The organism is Mesorhizobium sp. MC2-1-1 (genome assembly GCF_057597255.1).
Window position 1 is genome coordinate 5,722,079 of the sequence record NZ_CP195205.1, and the last position, 17,130, is coordinate 5,739,208.

General features: G+C 62.8%; 11 protein-coding genes, 1 tRNA gene and 1 pseudogene. 9 read left to right on the forward strand and 4 right to left on the reverse strand.

All coding sequences use genetic code 11. The features are described 5' to 3' along the window. Nucleotides 1-28 precede the first annotated feature (28 nt). The gene (locus ACR64R_RS28120; RefSeq protein WP_487359478.1) at nucleotides 29-1,909 is read right to left on the reverse strand and encodes an AsmA family protein; all 1,881 of its coding nucleotides are present in this window, start codon (nucleotides 1,907-1,909) and stop codon (nucleotides 29-31) included. A gap of 263 nt (nucleotides 1,910-2,172) precedes the next feature. On the opposite strand from ACR64R_RS28120, the gene ACR64R_RS28125 reads away from it, so the two are divergent. Next, entirely contained in the window at nucleotides 2,173-4,131 is a 1,959-nt protein-coding gene (locus tag ACR64R_RS28125) for an acetoacetate--CoA ligase (protein ID WP_487359479.1), read from the forward strand. Nucleotides 4,132-4,381: 250 nt separating this feature from the next. Here ACR64R_RS28125 and ACR64R_RS28130 read toward each other — a convergent pair whose 3' ends face one another. Further along, nucleotides 4,382-8,335: a PAS domain S-box protein gene (locus ACR64R_RS28130; protein WP_487359480.1), complete on the reverse strand. Its 3,954-nt coding sequence runs from the start codon at nucleotides 8,333-8,335 to the stop codon at nucleotides 4,382-4,384. Nucleotides 8,336-8,596: 261 nt separating this feature from the next. Between ACR64R_RS28130 and ACR64R_RS28135 the strand changes: the two genes are divergently transcribed. The 3 genes from ACR64R_RS28135 to ACR64R_RS28145 all read left to right on the forward strand — a co-directional run bounded on the left by ACR64R_RS28135 (nucleotide 8,597) and on the right by ACR64R_RS28145 (nucleotide 10,969). Continuing rightward, nucleotides 8,597-9,064, forward strand: a complete 468-nt coding sequence (locus ACR64R_RS28135) for a phasin (RefSeq protein WP_487359481.1) — start codon at nucleotides 8,597-8,599, stop codon at nucleotides 9,062-9,064. 337 nt (nucleotides 9,065-9,401) lie between these two features. Continuing rightward, nucleotides 9,402-9,478, forward strand: a tRNA-His gene (locus ACR64R_RS28140). Nucleotides 9,479-9,607: 129 nt separating this feature from the next. Then, complete coding sequence (locus tag ACR64R_RS28145; RefSeq protein ID WP_487359482.1) at nucleotides 9,608-10,969, forward strand: DUF6538 domain-containing protein; 1,362 nt, start codon at nucleotides 9,608-9,610, stop codon at nucleotides 10,967-10,969. 644 nt (nucleotides 10,970-11,613) lie between these two features. Here the strand turns inward: ACR64R_RS28145 and ACR64R_RS28150 are convergent. Then, nucleotides 11,614-12,710 (reverse strand): annotated as a pseudogene (locus ACR64R_RS28150) (IS3 family transposase). Nucleotides 12,711-12,909: 199 nt separating this feature from the next. After that, on the reverse strand, nucleotides 12,910-13,185 hold the full coding sequence (locus tag ACR64R_RS28155; protein WP_487359483.1) for a helix-turn-helix transcriptional regulator: 276 nt from the start codon (nucleotides 13,183-13,185) through the stop codon (nucleotides 12,910-12,912). 240 nt (nucleotides 13,186-13,425) lie between these two features. Here ACR64R_RS28155 and ACR64R_RS28160 point away from each other — a divergent pair, with 240 nt between their 5' ends. The 5 genes from ACR64R_RS28160 to ACR64R_RS28180 all read left to right on the forward strand — a co-directional run bounded on the left by ACR64R_RS28160 (nucleotide 13,426) and on the right by ACR64R_RS28180 (nucleotide 17,083). After that, nucleotides 13,426-13,971: a hypothetical protein gene (locus tag ACR64R_RS28160; RefSeq protein ID WP_487359484.1), complete on the forward strand. Its 546-nt coding sequence runs from the start codon at nucleotides 13,426-13,428 to the stop codon at nucleotides 13,969-13,971. 130 nt (nucleotides 13,972-14,101) lie between these two features. Then, nucleotides 14,102-14,296, forward strand: coding sequence for a transcriptional regulator domain-containing protein (locus tag ACR64R_RS28165; protein WP_487359485.1), 195 nt, complete (start codon nucleotides 14,102-14,104; stop codon nucleotides 14,294-14,296). Nucleotides 14,297-14,351: 55 nt separating this feature from the next. Beyond that, nucleotides 14,352-14,852: a DUF2285 domain-containing protein gene (locus ACR64R_RS28170; protein ID WP_487359486.1), complete on the forward strand. Its 501-nt coding sequence runs from the start codon at nucleotides 14,352-14,354 to the stop codon at nucleotides 14,850-14,852. Between the two features lie 268 nt (nucleotides 14,853-15,120). Then, a complete protein-coding gene (locus ACR64R_RS28175) occupies nucleotides 15,121-16,395 on the forward strand; it encodes an FAD-dependent oxidoreductase (RefSeq protein ID WP_487359487.1) in 1,275 nt (424 codons plus the stop codon). Between the two features lie 79 nt (nucleotides 16,396-16,474). Further along, nucleotides 16,475-17,083: a DsbA family protein gene (locus tag ACR64R_RS28180; RefSeq protein WP_487359488.1), complete on the forward strand. Its 609-nt coding sequence runs from the start codon at nucleotides 16,475-16,477 to the stop codon at nucleotides 17,081-17,083. Nucleotides 17,084-17,130 lie beyond the last annotated feature (47 nt).

The window sequence follows — 17,130 nt, forward strand, 5'->3', positions numbered from 1 at the left end:
GCCGAGGCCGACACTTTGCCGGAATTGCCTACTGGCCTGAAACGCCGGGAGCGATCGGCGATATGAACGGGGCGCTCCAGTTGCCGCCGACGAAGAACAGCGATTGGTTCGGCGGAGGGGGAGCCGGACTGGCCGCCTGACCGTTGGCCTGCTGGGGTTGCTGCGCCGGCTGTCCGCTCGGCACGACGCCGCCCGAGAGCGCCAGGCCGCGTCCGACATAGGAGGCGATGCCTGACAGCCAGATCTTGTATTTCTGCGCATTGATCTCGGCCTTGTCGAGGCGCGCCACGCCCTTGGAGATGCTTGCCTTGATCTCGGCGCCGTTGATCGGCAGCGATCCGCCGGCGACATCGTCGAGCGCGAAGAAGCCGCCTTGCTGGTTGCGCTTGAGGAAGGCGGGCAGGTCGAGCCCGTTGAGCGTGCCCGGCCCGAAGGTAGCCGAAAACGACCCGTCTGCATTCTCGAAGATCGAGTTCCAGGCTTTGCCAGGCCCCTTGAGGATGACCGACACCGTCCCGGTGCCGGCCGGCGTCAGCCGCGTCATTCCCGCCGCCGTCGCGAAGGCCCCGGTATCCACGTCCGACGCCAGGAGCCGCATTTCGACCTGCGTTCCTTCCGGCTTGCGGTCGAAGCGCAGGCTGCTCTGGACGGTGCCGCCGAAGGCGGACGCGTCCGATATGTCGAAGACGGCGAGACCATTCTTGACCTGCGCGGTTGCCGCGACATCGGCGAGCTGCACCGGCCCCGCCGTGGCATGCGCCGCCGACAGCCTGAGGTCGAGATTTATGCGGTCGGCGAAGCTGGTGTCTATGTCCCCCGGGCCGGCCTCGCCGGTAGGCGCGACGGGCGTGAAAGCCGACAGGAAAGACCTGAGATCCAGCGTATCGAAGGCAAGCGTGCCGGCGATCACCGGGCGCCCCTCGGCAAAGGAGAAATCCAGCGCTCCCATGCCCGGATTGTTGTTGAGCGTGACGGTCGTGTTCTCGAACTTCGCGCGCCCCGCCGAGGCGTTCACCTTGCTGGTGACCGAGACCGCGCCGAGCGCGGCACCAGGCGCGATGCCTGCCTGCGACCATTCCAGCACCCGCCGCAGCGATGGGGCGGCGAACTTTACCTGGCCGTCCAGATAGGCATTGTCCGATATCGAGGCTGTTCCGTCGAAGGAGAATGTCGCGGGCGCAGCCTTGAAGGAGAGAGTCACCGGCGCCGCCCCCCCGGCAAACAGCACCAGCGGCCTCGCCGAGGAAAAATCGAGCTGCACGCTTTCGCCGCGCCAGATCCCGGCCGCGGTAAGCGATGCTTCGCTGTTCATCGCTTCCCAGTTCACCTGGCCGCTGAGGCTGCTCAGGATTTCGGTGTCCTTGCCGTCAGCCGTCGTCACTACGCGGCCGTCGCGGAACTCGACGGTGCCGAACGGATCGGAAGGCAATCTGCCGAGATCCGGCTTCTGCGGGTTGGCGCTTACCACGCCGCGCGCGGTATCGATCGAGCGCGTGATGCGCCCCCCGGTCGGAAGTGGCGGCATATAGAAGCCGCTCGCCGTGCGCTGCACCCTGATCGTCGGACGCACCAGCCTCGCGGTCGAGAATGCGACGTCGCCCCGCAGCGCGGCCATGGCAGAGAGATTGACTTCCACGCGGTCGGCCTCGACCACCGGCGGGTCGTCGGTTTCGGTCCATTGCGACAGGGTCACGTCGCTGAGGATGGCTCGGAACTTCGGCCAGACCTCGATGCGCGGAGAGCCGTCGATCGTGACCCTGAAGCCGCTCCAGGCACTCAGTTCCCAGGCGATGCGGTCGCGCACGATGCGGGTCGAGGCAATCAGCGGCAGCGCCGCGACCGCAAGCGCGATGACGAGCACGGCAACGCCGATCGCCCACACCCCGCGCCGGATCACAGATGATGGCATTTCGTCCCGTATGCTCTCATTGCCGACAAATCGCTCGACGGGTGTAACCGAGCGCCGACGCTTTTCAAGTCTTTATGGCCTTGCGATGGCATTTGCGCGCCGCTCGCCAGAAGCCGCCGAACAAAATCTTGCTCTGCTGCGCTGCAATATGCATAAGCGCACAGTACGATCCCGGTCCACGGTTGCGCGCCGTTTTTGGGACGATGGCATATGCGACGTTGAGCTAACTGGCTCGAACGCAACGCGCTTTGGGAGGAGCGATCATGGCCGCCGACAAACCTTTGTGGAGCCCAACGCAGGAGCGGATCGACGCGGCTCCCTTGACCGCGTTCAGGAAGGAAGCGGAAGCAAAGGCCGGGCTGTCGTTCGCCGGCTATGCCGGGCTTCACCGCTGGTCGACCGAGGATCGTGAGGCTTTCTGGAGCCTGGTCTGGGATTTTTGCGGTCTTATCGGCGACAGGGGCCAGCGGACCCTCGTCGACGGAGAGCGGATGCCGGGCGCCAGCTTCTTCCCCGACGCCAGGCTCAATTTCGCCGAGAATCTCTTGAAGAAGACCGGCGCCGGGGAGGCCATCGTCTTTCGCGGCGAGGACAAGGTCGAGCGCCGGCTGTCCTGGAACGAACTCCATGCGCTGACCTCGCGCCTGCAGCAGCTCTTCCTGTCGCTCGGCGTCAAGGCCGGCGACCGCATCGCCGCAATGATGCCGAACATGCCCGACACCATCGCCGCGATGCTGGCGGCAAGCTCGATCGGGGCGGTCTGGTCGTCATGTTCTCCCGATTTTGGCGAGCAGGGCGTGCTCGACCGTTTCGGTCAGATCGAGCCGGTCGTCTTCATCGCGCCGGACGGCTATTGGTACAACGGCAAGGCGATCGAGGTGGCGGACAAGGTACGCGCCGTAGCCGAGAAGCTCGCGAGCGTGCGCAAGGTGCTGATCGTCGATTATCTCGGCACCTCGGCGGACGTTGCCGCCACCATCGACAAGGCGGCAGCGCTCGAGGAAGCGCTCTCGCCCTTTGCCGCCAGGACAGTCAGCTTCGAGCGATTGCCCTTCGCGCACCCGCTCTACATCCTGTTCTCCTCAGGCACGACCGGCGTCCCGAAATGCATCGTCCATTCGGCCGGGGGCACGCTGATCCAGCACGTGAAGGAGCACCGGCTGCATGCCGGCCTGCTCGACGGCGATCGCCTGTTCTATTTCACCACCTGCGGCTGGATGATGTGGAACTGGCTGGTTTCGGGCCTCGCCTCGGGCGCGACGCTTTTGCTTTATGACGGCTCGCCCTTCTATCCCGACGGCAACGTGCTTTTCGATTTCGCCGACGCCGAGAAGATGACCTATTTCGGCACCTCGGCCAAGTTCATCGATTCCGTCCGCAAGGCCGGGCTGAAGCCGATCGCCAGCCACGATCTGTCGAGCGTGCGCACCATCTCCTCGACCGGCTCGCCGCTGTCGCCGGAGGATTTCCGCTTCGTCTATGACGGCGTCAAGAAGGACGTGCATCTGGCCTCGATCTCCGGCGGCACCGACATCGTGTCCTGCTTCGTGCTCGGCGTGCCGACCGAGCCGGTCTGGACCGGCGAAATCCAGGGGCCCGGCCTCGGCCTGGCGGTCGACGTCTGGGACGATGACGGCAAGCCGATCCGGCAGGAGAAGGGCGAGCTCGTCTGCACGAAGGCCTTTCCGTCGATGCCGGTCGGCTTCTGGAACGACCCCGAGGGCAAGAAATATCACGCGGCCTATTTCGAGCGTTTCGACAATGTCTGGTGCCATGGCGACTTCGCCGAATGGACGGGTCATGGCGGCATGATCATCCACGGCCGTTCGGATGCGACGCTCAATCCGGGCGGCGTACGGATCGGCACGGCCGAGATCTACAATCAGGTCGAGCAGATGCCGGAGATCCTCGAGGCGCTCTGCATCGGCCAGGATTTCGACAATGACGTGCGCGTCGTGCTGTTCGTGCGCCTGGCCGCCGGCGTGGCGCTGGACGACGAACTGGAAAAGCGCATCCGCGCCAGGATCCGCGCCGGCGCCAGCCCCCGCCATGTGCCGGCCAGGATCGTCGCCGTTGCCGACATTCCGCGCACCAAGTCCGGCAAGATCACCGAGCTAGCGGTACGCGACGTTGTCCACGGCCGCGCCGTCAAGAATAAGGAAGCGCTGGCCAATCCCGAGGCGCTTGAGCTGTTTCGCGACCTGTCGGAACTGGCGGGCTGACGACACGACGTGGTTAACGAAATCTCTCCGGCGAATTTACCTAGATTTTACGGGTGGTACACATTCGTAAATTTTTTCCAAGCCCGGTAAGGACTTGTTAAGGGCCGGCCCCGATAGTCGCGTGTAACTTGAGAAATCCCGTTCCTCGTCCCCTGAGGTTCAGCTCAAGCCCCCGTTGTGACAGCATCCCATTTTTCAAGGCGTCCCCCAGGACGCCTTTTTCTTGGGCTGACCCTGTTCCAAGGCGATTTTATTCGGCGAGCACGCGGGTTGAAGGGAAGGCGACCTCGACGAGGGTTCCTTCACCAGGCGTCGAGGTGATCGCGAAACGGGCGCGGTTCGCTTCGACCATGGCCTTGGTGAGAGGCAGGCCGAGGCCGGTGCCGTCGCCGCGCCCACGTTTGAGCGCATTGATCTGCTTGAACGGCTTCAGCGCCTGCTCGATCTCGGCCGGGGACATGCCGATACCGGTGTCGCGCACCCGCATGACGACATCGCCCGAGGCTTCGTAAGCGGTCGAGACGATCACCTGGCCGCCGGCCTGCGTGTAGCGGATGGCATTGGACAAGATGTTGAGCGCGATCTGGCGCACGCTTCTCAAATCCGCCACCACCTCGGGCAGCCGCGAGGCAAAGCTGGAGCGGATGATGACACGTTCGCGATTGGCCTGTGGCTGCATCATTGCGACCGTTTCGGCCAGCGTGTCGTTGAGCGAAACCGCCTCGTAGTCCATCTCCTGCTGGCCGGCCTCGATCTTGGAGATGTCGAGCAGGTCGTTGACGAGGTCGAGCACGTGGTTGCCGGATCGGTTGATGTCGCGCAGGTAGTCGCGATAGCGATCGTTGGCGATCGGACCGAATTTCTCGTCCACCATCAGTTCGGAAAAGCCGATGATGGCGTTGAGCGGCGTGCGGATCTCGTGGCTGATGCGGGCCAGGAAATCCGTCTTCTGCGAGGAGGCGCGCTCGGCCACGGCGCGTGCCTGCGTCAGATCTTCCTCCGCCCGCTTCCATTGCGTGATGTCACGCACCACGGCGCAGAAGCCGCTGTCGTTAGGCAGTCGGCCAATGGTCATGAACAGCGGGATGAAGCGTCCCTGCGCCTCGCGCCCTATGACCTCGCGGCCGTCATTGAGCACGCTCGCCACGCCAGGCTCCGAAAGCCCCGCGAGATAGTCGCGCGCCGCGCGCTGGCTTTCGATCGCGAACAGCGAGGCAAAGGGCTTGCCCGCGACCTCGTCGCTATCGAAACCGAACAGCGCTTCCGCCGGACGGCTGATCGAGCGGATGTTGCCGTCGCGACCGATCAGCACGACGCCGTCTGTGGCGGTGTCGATGATGGTGCGCATCTCGGCGATGCGCGACTTCAACTCCGGCACGTCCGGTTGCGGCGACTGCTCGTCATTTGCAGCGGTGAAATGCCCCGCATTATCCTCGCCGGAGCGCCGCACCACCAGCATCAGCGCCTTGCCGTCACGCCACGGCACGGAACGCAGCAGCGCGTCGATCGGAAATTCCTGGCCATGGCGTGTCTTGAGCTTCAAGGAGTGGTCGCTTCCGTCCGTCGCGGCATCCTCGGCGTAAGGATCGGCAAAGAGCGCGTCCAGGCCTCCCGCATCCGCGAGGTCGTCCAGCGCGTCGTAGCCGGTGAGTTCCAGAAAGGATTCGTTGGCGTAATGCAGCACGTCGCCCGAATGGATGAGCAGCGGGACCGGCAGCCTGGCGAGGATCGACGTATCGGGCGCCTTGGCTTCCTCTCCTGTCGAGAAAGCGGAGGGCACAAAGCCGGAGAGCTTGAGCGGCGGCACGTCGAGGCGCGGCCGCGCCGGCGCTGCCGTCTCGGGTTCTTCCGCGGCCGTGGCGGCGTCGGCCCCGGCCCAGTCCTCGCTGTCCTGCGCATCACGGAAATCGTCGGCGGTCATGCTGTCGTCGTCCGCCGCCGCATTGCGAGCAGGCTTTTCGGCGACTGACCGCCGGTGTTGCGGGTCGGCATGCCCGGCAACCTGTCCGGCGCGTTCCGACTGCTCGTCCCTGGAAACGGGTTCGACGCCGGCGGGTTTGTCGCCATCTGCGTAGTCGAGCAGCGAGCCGGAAACGGCCGGCGTGCCGGCCCGGCCGCTGTCGACCGTCCCGGCGTCACCGATGCCATCGAGCCGCGCCAGGTCTTCCTGGTCCTCCGCTTCGGTCTGAGCTTCAGCGGTCTCCCCGTCGTCCTTCACGTCGGCGGGTTCCGGGGCATGCCGCATGGACGGCAGGTTCGCTTCCCGCGCCGCGCTTTCGTGCTCCGCTGCGTCAAGCGGGAGCGGCTGGCTTGCCCCGGCTTTCGTTTTCCCGGCAGGTTCTTTCGCCGTCGCCGCGTCCTTGCCGGCACCGGCCGAGTGGGGTTGCTTGTCGGCTTCGGGAGCGCTCGGCTCGGCAGGGGTGGAACTGTCCCTGCGCAGCCGTTCGCCGATCTCGCGGAAGGCGCTGCGCTCGAGGATGGACAGACCCCTCTGATTTGCCGGGCTGTCGCTGGCGGCCTGCTTGTCGTTGGCCGGCTGGCGATGCTCGGCCAGCCTTATGACCTTGTCGGCGAAACGCCGCTCCGGTTTCGGCACGATGGTAAGTGCCGGCACTTCGCCCTGAAACGGATCTTCAGGTCTCGGCGGCTTCGGCGACGTCTGCTCCGCGGCTGGCTGATCGGTCGAAGGCTCCGCCGTGGCTGGGGCGCTCCCCGCAGGCGCGGCATTCGGCACTAGGGCCATGCCGAGCGCTTCTGGATCGACCACGGCGTCGGCGCTGCGCGCCACGCCGAAGCCGCGAAAACCCTCGAAGGCGCGGCTGCGGCCATAGACGGGCAGGGCCGCCAGATCGACCGGGATCTTCAGTTCGGTTCCAGCCACGGGCCACAGCACGGAGCGGCCGGACCAGGTGTCGCGCCGTTCGAGCAGGCCGGCGATTTCGCCCGAGGCGTCGAGGCCGAAAGTGGTGGCGACGTCCTTGAATCGGCGGCCGATAACGTCGGCGGCAGGCTGGCCGACGATACCGGCGAATTCCGGCGAAAGCGCGCTGAACCTGCCTTCGGCGTCGGTGCGCCAGACGAAGCGCAACGGCGGCGCGGAGCGGTCGATGTCACGGGGCGGGGCGGGTTGCGCCGGCATGGCGGTTCCGCGTTCGCCGACATCTTGCCGCCGGTCTTCCGCCATCGAGGCGCCTTCCGGCTCATTCTTTGCTTTCGCTATCGGTTGAGCGTGCCCGGTGTCGTCTCCGGCATTGAAGTACCAATGGTCATGCTGGCCGGCCTCGGGGGCGCTGGCCTTGTGACTGGTCGGAGTGGACTGGTGATCGGTCGCGGCCCGGTCCCTCGCCTCGGGCTCCGTGCCCGCTTTGGGAGTCTCCGAGACAGCCTTGGCCTCTTCTGCGGCCGTCACAAGCGGCCTGTTGTCCTGGAAAGGCTCCGCCCCGAGGGTCAGGCTTTCACCCGACAGCGTGGCGGCGACCGTCTCTGGTGCCGCAAGCTGTTGGTCGTCGGGCTGATCGTCCTGGTCACTGTCCGTGCCCTCGAGTTGGTCTTCGTCGATCACAACCAGCAGATGCCGCGTGTCGGTCAGACGCGCGAAGCCGGCCGGATAGGAAGTATCGGCGCCAGGCACCAGGCGCTTCACGACACGGTCGCCGCTGCTTGCCACATCCGCAACCAGCGCGGCCAGTGTTCCCCGGTCGATGCCGAGTGCAGCGAAGCCGGCCGACGCCGCCTCGACATCGCCTTGCGCGTCGACGAACGCGATGAAATGCCCGGCCTCGGTGAACCCGCCGATAGCGCGGCTGGCGATCTCGGCGGCGCTGCGTGAACTGGCTTGCGCCGCCGGCACCACCAGCATGATCGCCTTCTCGCCATCCGGCATCGTCACGGCGCTCGCCAGCAAGCCCAGGGCGCGGCTGACCATGCCCGTGGCCAACCTCACCGTGATGACGCGGTCGTTGCCGATATCGGGAAACCCGCTGGTCGCCATGATCTGCCGCCGGGCGACCAGCGGCAGCCGCGCGGAGGCGCCTATGATTGCCTCGATATCCGGATAGCCGAACACCGCCGCCCCCGGACCGTTCGCCCAGATCACCTGTTCGAGGTCGGCCGACAAGATGGCCAAGGCGTCGCCGGCGGCGAAGCGCTGGCGGACCGCGTCGAGCACCGCGACATCGAGGAAGGAGTAGTTTTCAGGCGGCATGCGCTGGCCAACCCTCCGGAGCAGGCATTTTCAGTTAATGCTTTGTTAATAAAAGCCTGTGGGCTCGAGGTCCACAAGCCCAGGCTTGCATCGGTCGAAATCTCTAGGCTCTTGGTTAACGCACCCGAGGCTGACGTACGGGAAGATTTTTATGGTGCGGTGCAACAAAAATATTGCAATGCACAAAATATCCTTTATATTGTGACCATACATGAACGAGACGGCTTTCTGTCAAAGCCGCTATTCCGAAAAGGTTGGAAAATGTCCAAGACCGCCGCTAAGACCGCTGCCGAGACCATCGAAAACATTGAATTCCCCAGCTTCGACGCTTCCAAGGCCACCGATCAGATCCGCGCCTTCGCCGAGAAGGGCGTCGAGCAGTCGAAAGAGGCCTACGCCAAGCTGAAGACCGGTGCCGAGGAGACCCAGAAGGTTCTGGAGTCGACCTACGAGACTGCCAGGGCCGTCTCCAACGACGTTTCGCGCAAGGCGATCGCCGCGCTGCGCACCAATGCCGAAGCAGGCTTCTCGCATCTCGAAGCCCTGGTCGGTGCCAAGACGCTTTCGGAAGTCGTCGAACTGCAGACGGCCTTCCTGCGCAAGGGTGCCGAAATGGCCGTCGAGCAAGCCAAGGAGTTCCAGGCCGTTGCCACCAAGGCGGTCGAGGACGTATCGAAGCCGGTCAAGAGCGCCTTTGAGAAGGCGATGAAGGACGCCAAGGCTGCCTAATTTTCGTGCACATCCCTGCGATGCATCAAAACGTCGCATTTGGTAAGACAAATGGTCATGCCATAGGTTTGAGCAATCAAATACCCGGGAATGGAACCTCCTCCCTCCGTTTCCGGGGTGACCAGCCAGCACCTCCTCCCGCTGGCTCGGAACAGGAAAAGGCCGGCACCTCCTCCCGCCGGCCTTTTCTTTTGCCTTATTGAAGGTGGATGAGGAAACCCGTCCTTTCGCTATCAAAGCCCTTGAATTAGAATCCGATAGCCCGTATTGGACGCATCGCCGAACGACAGAGCGGATCACGGAAAAAGAGTTTCCCCGATCCATATCAGGTACGCGTGCCGTTGTAGCTCAGCTGGTTAGAGCGCCGGATTGTGGATCCGGAGGTCGCTGGTTCGATCCCAGCCAACGGTACCATCGACTTCCCCGCTAAGTCATTGAATTTACTGGAGAAATCTACGTCGAGTGCCTCTGCGTTTGCGCCGATCTGGGCTTTTGTGATACTTATTGTGATACCAATTGTGATACAAACGGTGTCCGGGAGCCATGGGACGGCGACGCGAAGAGCACGATCCAGATCGCTTTCTGCATCTGCGAGGGAATCGATTCCATTACTATCGACGCGTCCCAAGGGAACTAGCAGGGCTCGATGATCGCGGTGAATTTGTACGCCGTGCGTTGGACACGGCAGACCGGCAAAAAGCGCGCACCGCCCGCGATCTCCACGAGGCCGCCGACAACGCGTTGTGGTCGTCGCTCATGCTGGGGGAAAACCCGGACGCTGCACGCCTTCGCTACAAGCGCGCCATCAAGCGCGCGGAGGCGTTGGGCTTCGTCTATAGACCACTCGCCGACATGCTCGTCGCCGAGCCGCTGGACGCCATTGTGCAGCGGGTTGAGGCCACGATTGGCAAGCCTGACCGATCACCCGTCGTTGAGGCCGTCATCGGCACAGTCTCCCGTCCTGACGACAAGATATCGGAAGCGTTGAAGCTTTACTTCAACGAGATCGTGCGTGACGAACTCCGCACCAAGAGCGCTGATCAAAAGAAGCGGTGGAAGGCGAAGCGCCAAATGAGCGTTGATGTGTTCGTCGCACTCGTCGGGGATAAGCCTATGGGAGAAATCACTCGCGACGACGCGCGTGCGGTGCACAAATATTGGTTGGATCGAATTGCGCCCGCAAAGGGGAAGGCAGACCGCTCGGCCTCGACCGGCAACCGGAATATGGGGAATCTGCGAACCCTATACGCGGATTACTATCGCCACCTCGGTTCTCCCGAGCAGAAGAATCCGTTTGCCGATCTCTCCTTCAGCGATAAGTCGAAACGCAGTCGGCCGCCTTTCCCGACCGATTGGATTCGCGACAAGATCTTCGCGCCGGGCGCGCTCGCGGCGCTCAATGACCAAGCGCGAGGCATAGTGCTCGCCTTCGCGGAGACGGGGGCAAGACCGAGCGAACTTGCTAACCTGCACGCTGGCGTCATCCATCTCGACCACGCAGTGCCTCACATCTCGGTCGAGCCACGAGATGATCCTGACGATCCGCGCGAAATCAAAACGGCCTCGTCCGTGCGAAAGATCCCTCTGGTCGGTGTGGCGCTCGAGGTGTTCAAAAAACACCCTAATGGCTTCCCGCGATACAAGGATCGCGAGGCCTCCCTCTCAGCCTTGCTCAACAAGCACTTCGCGAAGCACAACCTGTTCCCAACCGACAAACATACGGTCTATTCGCTGCGCCATTCGTTCGAAGATCGCATGAAGAACGGCAGGCTGGACGAGGAACTCCGCCGCATGCTGATGGGCCACACGATCGATCGCCCGAAATATGGCGAGGGTGGCGATATGAAGATGTGGCAGGAAGAACTCATGAAGATCGTGTTGCCGTTCGACCCCGCGATTGTCTGACACGTTGGTGAACCGCGGCGAGCCTTTCTTCCTTCCGTCGGTGCTCCTCCAGAGCACGCTCCAGATAGTCATACAGTGGAAGCAGTGACTCGCCCTTGTTGCCCCAGGCGACAATTATCTCGGCAACGCGGTCGAGAGCGCGCTCGATGCGTTCTGCTGTGATTGCAACGGGCCCGCGTCGCTTCACAGCTTGTTCTTTCTGTACAGCCACGAACTCCACATAACGTCTGCCTAGGGGCCCTTTGATCAGGAATGGAAGGCCTGCCTTTGGCCCGTGCGGCAAACGGCGGAACTGGCGTGCAATTGGGCGCATCAGGCTGTGACGCGGTAGGGGAGACCCTTTCAATGGAAGGCGAGAGCGGTGGTCGAAAATGCGCCCGATCGACCGTGGCGGATCGTTGGAGCCTTCACGCAGCCCTTAACTCCGAACGTCTCCGTGTCGTCGACATGAGCCCAGGCGTGCACGGATGCCATTACACAGAATGACAAATGCAGAACGACAATTCGCAGACTTCATCCGGACCACCGCGGACGTGGATGACGTGCTCCCCTGAAATGTCCTCGGTTTGAGGTTAGCCTGTTTCTCGGATGAGGTGCTCCCCGTCTTTGGATCGCCCCGGGCCGGAACTTCCGGGGTGTCTGGCTCAGGTAGCGGAAGCCGCCGATGAGCCTTTCATGAGCGAAATCGGCGGCTTGTTGCCGATCGCGCTGTGGGGTCGGACGGTATTGTAGTCCTTACGCCATTCCTCCATTTTCAAGCGGGCGTCGTCGAGCGTCAGGAACCAGTGGGCGTTGAGGCATTCGCTGCGGAACTTGCCGTTGAAGGATTCGGTAGAGGCGTTATCCGTCGGCTTGCCCGGTCGGGAGAAGTCCAACTCGACACCTTTCTGATAGGCCCACAGGTCAAGGTCGCGGGAGATGAACTCAGAGCCCTGGTCGACCCGGATGGTCTTCGGATAGCCCACTGATCGGCAGGCCCGCTCAAGGGTCGCCACGACATCTTCCCCGATAACTGAACCTCGGATCGACCGCTGGTGAGAAGCGCGAGAAGGTGTCGACGACGGTCAGCACGCGGATCTTGCGGCCGGTCGCCAGTTGGACGTGAACGAAGTCCATGGCCCAGACCTGGTTGCCGTGCGTCGCATCGGTGCGATCCTCCCGCAGCTTTGCCTTCACCCGTCGCCTCGGCGTCTTGTTGCGGATTTGCAGGCCCAGTTCCTTGCAGAGGCGATAGATTCGCTTGGGGTTCACGGCCATCCCTCCCGGCGCAGCAGTACATGGACGCGCCGGTAGCCGTAGCGCACCCGCGTCGTCGTAATCTCCTTAATCCTGGCTTTCAAGGCAGCCTGATCGCCGCGCTTCGACTTGTAGTGGTAGAGCGACGTGTCGGTCAGGAACGTCGCACATGCTCGGCGGATCGACACTTACCAGTCCGCCCGAACCTCATCCACGAGCCGCCGGCGGCGAACAGGCTTCAGAGCTTTTTTGACAGGACATCCTGCAGCATGGCCTTGTCGAGCGTCAGGTCGGCGACGATCTTCTTCAGCCGATTGTTCTCGTCCTTGAGCTGACGCATGCGCTTGACCTCCGACGGCGTCAGCCCGCCATAGCGCTTCTTCCAATTGTAGAACGTCGCGTCCGCGATGCCGGCCTTGCGACATACCTCCGCGACCGGCCTTCCTTCATCCGCCTGGCGCAAAATGAACGCGATCTGCGCCTCGGAAAACTCTGACCTCTTCATGGAATTCTCCCTCTCCCGTCATCGGGATCATAATTGGAAAATCCCAGCTCAGAACGGTCCGAAAAACCGGAGGCACGTCACAACCTCTTCGTCGACGAGGAAGGCGAGGGCCACAGCCTCATCTGTCTCGCCCCAGCAGCCGCAACGGCGAGTGAAGCGGCAAACGCCTCGCCCGGCAATCGCGCCGGGCGAGACTTCTCTAGGTCTGATCGGACCTTCGGGCAAATCGTAGGCCGGCACCGCCGCCGTTCTCCGCGAGGAATTCTATACCTGCTGCCTCGAACGCACGGCGGATCGCAGCAAGATTGTTTCGGTGCGGAATACGAATACTCCTCTCGAAGTCTACTATCGTAGTCCTCGAAATAGCCGATGCCTCGGCCAGGTCGCCCTGACTCCATCCGAGCATTGCTCTTGCAGCACGACACTGCTGAACAGAAATTGCTTCTCTCTCAAAATCGTTCTTTTTGGTTGACATAGGTCAAAAAAGCCGCTTTTAGTATGCCACCCTACGGAAGTCATTGACGCGGCCTGGCGAAATAGCTCGCCCGGCCCCGTTGCACGACGTCGTTGATAGCTCAGAATCTTCACTGATTCTGACAATAGCCACGACTTGACCTTTCGTCACGAGTGAGAAAGGGCGCTGCGAGTGAATGGAAACCAGCCTGCTTCACAGACCACATCAGTCGTTGACAACCAGCCTGCAGTGGATCCAGTCGTGGCTCTTTCTCTTGCCTGGGTTCATGCGCACGTTGCGATGCTGGCCTCGTGTGTGCGGCAGGAGCAGGCGGAAGGAGAGTTTTTGGAGAGCGGCGAGCTCTCGTCTACCGGCAACATCGGGCGCGAGGAGGGGGGTGCCGCTGACCTCGGCTGTCTCGCCGCGCGGTCAGCAGAGGAGGGTGACGCTGAAAAGGCCGACGCCTTGTTGGCTGAGATTGCGGCGACGCCTGCTCAATCCTTGGCGGGCGTGGTCGCCAAGCTCGCGGTCGTCCTTCGGGAGGCGACTGACAACACCGACCTTTGCGAATTTCCGCTGCCGCACGTCCGCTCGGCTTTGGCCGATCTGCAGCGTCTCACGCACGACGCGATAAACGACCAGCCAGCCGGCTGGCCCGCAGGCGATCAGTCGATCGGCTCACTGTTCGAGCAGCCAGCATCATCGTTCGCTGCCTGGCGCGCCTTCGAGGCGTGGAGCCAGGGCGATGATGAGGCCTATCGCGCCTGGACAAACACATTCAAGACACTGCAAGGCGCAAACCAGTAGGCATCACAAAAATCTCCACTTGATCGCTCAGCGCCGAGATCTGTCCTCGTCCATTCGTCAATGACGGAATCCAAGGATTTCGCTCAGCGTCGCGTCCTCCTATCAAATCCTTGAGAAGGGAAGGATGCGGATGAAGCCGGATACATCGCAGTGGCGTGACCCACAGGCATATGCGTTCGTCAAAGGCGCCGCCGCCGATGAGATCGCCTGGGAGTTCCTTCGACGCAATCCCCAGTATCAGCAGGACTTCGTTGCCTCCCGCTCGCCCAAGGCGATGCGCGCATTGCGTAAGCGCTGGGGTTTGCAGTTTCGCCGCCAGGCCTGACCAATCTGCGGTCGAGCAGCCCGTCTATTGGGCGCCTCAGATCGACCCTGGGGTCGTGAACCTGGTCGAGGTTCCCTCGGATTTGCGAGTGCGAGAGGGCAGCACCTCCGACGTCCCGCTGGCCGCGGGCCGGCATGACGAGGTCGGCTTCCACATACGCTTTTTGCCGGGCGGCACGCAACTAGCGCTTCTCGGCGACGCGAAGCCAGGCGAACCGCTTGCCGCCATCATCCCGCTCGACGACATGGCACACGACCGGCTCCAAGCAATTGAGCGGTTCATCCGCTCGCTTCATAGACTGCACCTTCCCGACGCCCGCTTGACCGCGGCCCGGCGCCGGCGCCTTGGCCACATGCTGCAATGCCTCGATGGCCGGGAGGAGCAGGCATCTCACTTTGAAGTCGCGACCGCCTTGTTCGGCCGGCGGCTGGTCAGCGCCGCCGACTGGCACGATTCGGTTTTTCGCTACCAGACGCATCGCCTCGTGCGCGACGGCCTGAAGATGGTCGAGCGCGGCTATCGCCAATTGCTGCGTGCGCGACGTCGCCATCTCTGAAAGGGTTCCATCCGCCTGGTTACCACCCTCTGCGCAGTTTGCAATTCCAGGCCCACCTTCGATCCCGAACGGCGGCTTTGCGCCCCATGTCAGACAGGGGGTTAAAGTCGTCAATTCCTAATAGCGGACATCGAGGAATCTCGGGCTGTTCGCCTCTGCCGTAGGAACGCCTAGCATTGCATTACATGACCGCGCAGGCGTCGGGATTTGACTCGCGGACAGCGCGGGGTAAATATATTAGCATCTTCAAATATTAGCCGGTGGGGCGATGTCAGGAGGAAGAAGCGGCAAAACTCCATCGTCTAGCGGCGCCGTCGTTGACTACGACCTGATTATTGTCGGCGGTGGCTTGGCGGGCTCTTCACTCGCCATCGCCCTTGCGGGCCACGGCCTCAGGATCCTCATCGTCGAGCACCAAAAAGAGTTCAGGGACCGAATCCGCGGCGAGGTGTTGATGCCCTGGGGAAGTCTCGAGGCGAAGCGCTTGGGTATCTATGATCTGCTTCTTGAGAGCTGCGCCGTTGAGGCAGCATACTTTTCAAGTTTCACAAATGGCTCGGCGCCCGCAGTGCGTGATCTGCTTGCGACGACTCCGGCTGCCACTTGCTGCGTGACATTTCCACATGCCGAGATGCAAGCTGTCCTCCTGAAACGTGCCGAAACGCTCGGGACTGAGGTAAGGCGCGGGAACGCGGTCTCGGGAGTGACACTTGGAGATCTGCCACAGCTTCGTATCGGAGGCGACACCAGAGAGTTCTCTGCACGCCTCATCGTTCTAGCGGACGGACGGGATTCACGGCTGCGGTCGCATCTCGGCTTCGAGGTATTGCACGACCCTGAGCAACTGGTCACGGCGGGCATGGTTCTGGAGGGCGACATTAATTGCTCGGAGTTCCTCGCCCGCGAGGCGAGGTCGACGGCGAACACTGTCAATCTCTTCTACGATCCCGCGGGCGGGCGAATGGTAATCGCCATGCGCATCGCGCCCAGACGCAACCGAATTTATCTCATCTATCACAAAGATGTTCTGCCGAAGCGGCTGTCCGGCCGCCATTCGGTCGATGAGATGATACGGCAGCTGAAGGCGGTCGGCGCTCCCGGCCATTGGTTCGATAGGGCACAACAGGTTGGTCCGTTCGCCAGCTTCGACGGGTCGCACCGTTGGGTCGAGGCCCCATACCGAGATGGCGTTGTTCTGGTTGGCGACTCAGCGGCCGCCACTGACCCAGCCTGGGGCAGAGGCTTGTCGAGGACACTTCGGGATGTGCGACTGCTGAGGGACCGATTGCTGGAGAGCTCCGATTGGAGATCGGCAGCGGAGACCTATGCCACGGACCATAACGACTTCTACGGGCGGATGCGGCGACTGGAGGCCATGCAGACGGCCTTGCTGTTCGATCGTGGAGATGCTGCCGATAAGCGACGTAACCACGCATTTGCGCTGTTTGCCCACGATCCGACGCGCGTTCCGGACGCGCTAGGGCTGGGGCCGGAGGCGCCGTCGGACGACCAGGCGCGTGCTCGCTATTTCGGGGAAATATGAAATCGTCGGCGGAGACGCCAAATAGGAAGCGACCGATCGCTGGCGCCGCGTTCTCTCACACAAACCAACGGAGGGTGACGTGAGGCAGTTCGACTTCTTTTACTTCTTGGGCAGCGGCTATGCCTATCTTTCGGTGATGCGCATTGGTGCGATGGCAAGGCAGGCGGGTATTGCCGTGCGGTGGCGGCCTTTCAATGTCCGGACCGTCATGGCCGAAAACAACATAGCGCTGCGTACCCAGGTTGCGAAGGTCTCCTACATGTGGCGCGACGTGGCGCGGCGGGCGGCGACCCATGAGGTGCCCTTCGTCAAGGCACCGATCTGGCCGACGGATGCCGATCTTCTCGCCAACCGTGTTGCTATGGTAGCGGCGGAGGGCGGCTGGTGCGAAGCCTACACGCTGGCGAGCTTCAAGGCCTGGTATCTGGAAGGAATGGCCCTGGGCGATCGCGCCCATCTCGAGCATGTGTTGCCGCCGCTCGGAAAGGACGTGGACGCTGTGGTCGCCGCGGCCAACGCGCCTTCCGCTCATCAGCGACTCAAGGCCGAGACCGATGCGGCGCGCGGCTACGGCATCTTCGGCTCTCCGGCCTTCGTTGTGGAGGGCGAGACCTTCTGGGGTGACGACAGGCTTGAGGAGGCCTTTGCCTGGGCCGAGGGCCGACATAGGCTGCAGCAGGCGGAGTGACACGGATGTCCACTCGATGTTGGCTCGCCGCGATTTCATTCGCGCAG

Coding starts and splice junctions, on each gene's coding strand:
- ACR64R_RS28175 (WP_487359487.1), top strand. CDS start 15,121: ATGTCAGGAGGAAGAAGCGGCAAAACTCCATCGTCTAGCGGCGCCGTC.
- ACR64R_RS28165 (WP_487359485.1), top strand. CDS start 14,102: ATGAAGCCGGATACATCGCAGTGGCGTGACCCACAGGCATATGCGTTC.
- ACR64R_RS28155 (WP_487359483.1), bottom strand. CDS start 13,185: ATGTCAACCAAAAAGAACGATTTTGAGAGAGAAGCAATTTCTGTTCAG.
- ACR64R_RS28145 (WP_487359482.1), top strand. CDS start 9,608: ATGGGACGGCGACGCGAAGAGCACGATCCAGATCGCTTTCTGCATCTG.
- ACR64R_RS28120 (WP_487359478.1), bottom strand. CDS start 1,909: ATGCCATCATCTGTGATCCGGCGCGGGGTGTGGGCGATCGGCGTTGCC.
- ACR64R_RS28135 (WP_487359481.1), top strand. CDS start 8,597: ATGTCCAAGACCGCCGCTAAGACCGCTGCCGAGACCATCGAAAACATT.
- ACR64R_RS28130 (WP_487359480.1), bottom strand. CDS start 8,335: ATGCCGCCTGAAAACTACTCCTTCCTCGATGTCGCGGTGCTCGACGCG.
- ACR64R_RS28125 (WP_487359479.1), top strand. CDS start 2,173: ATGGCCGCCGACAAACCTTTGTGGAGCCCAACGCAGGAGCGGATCGAC.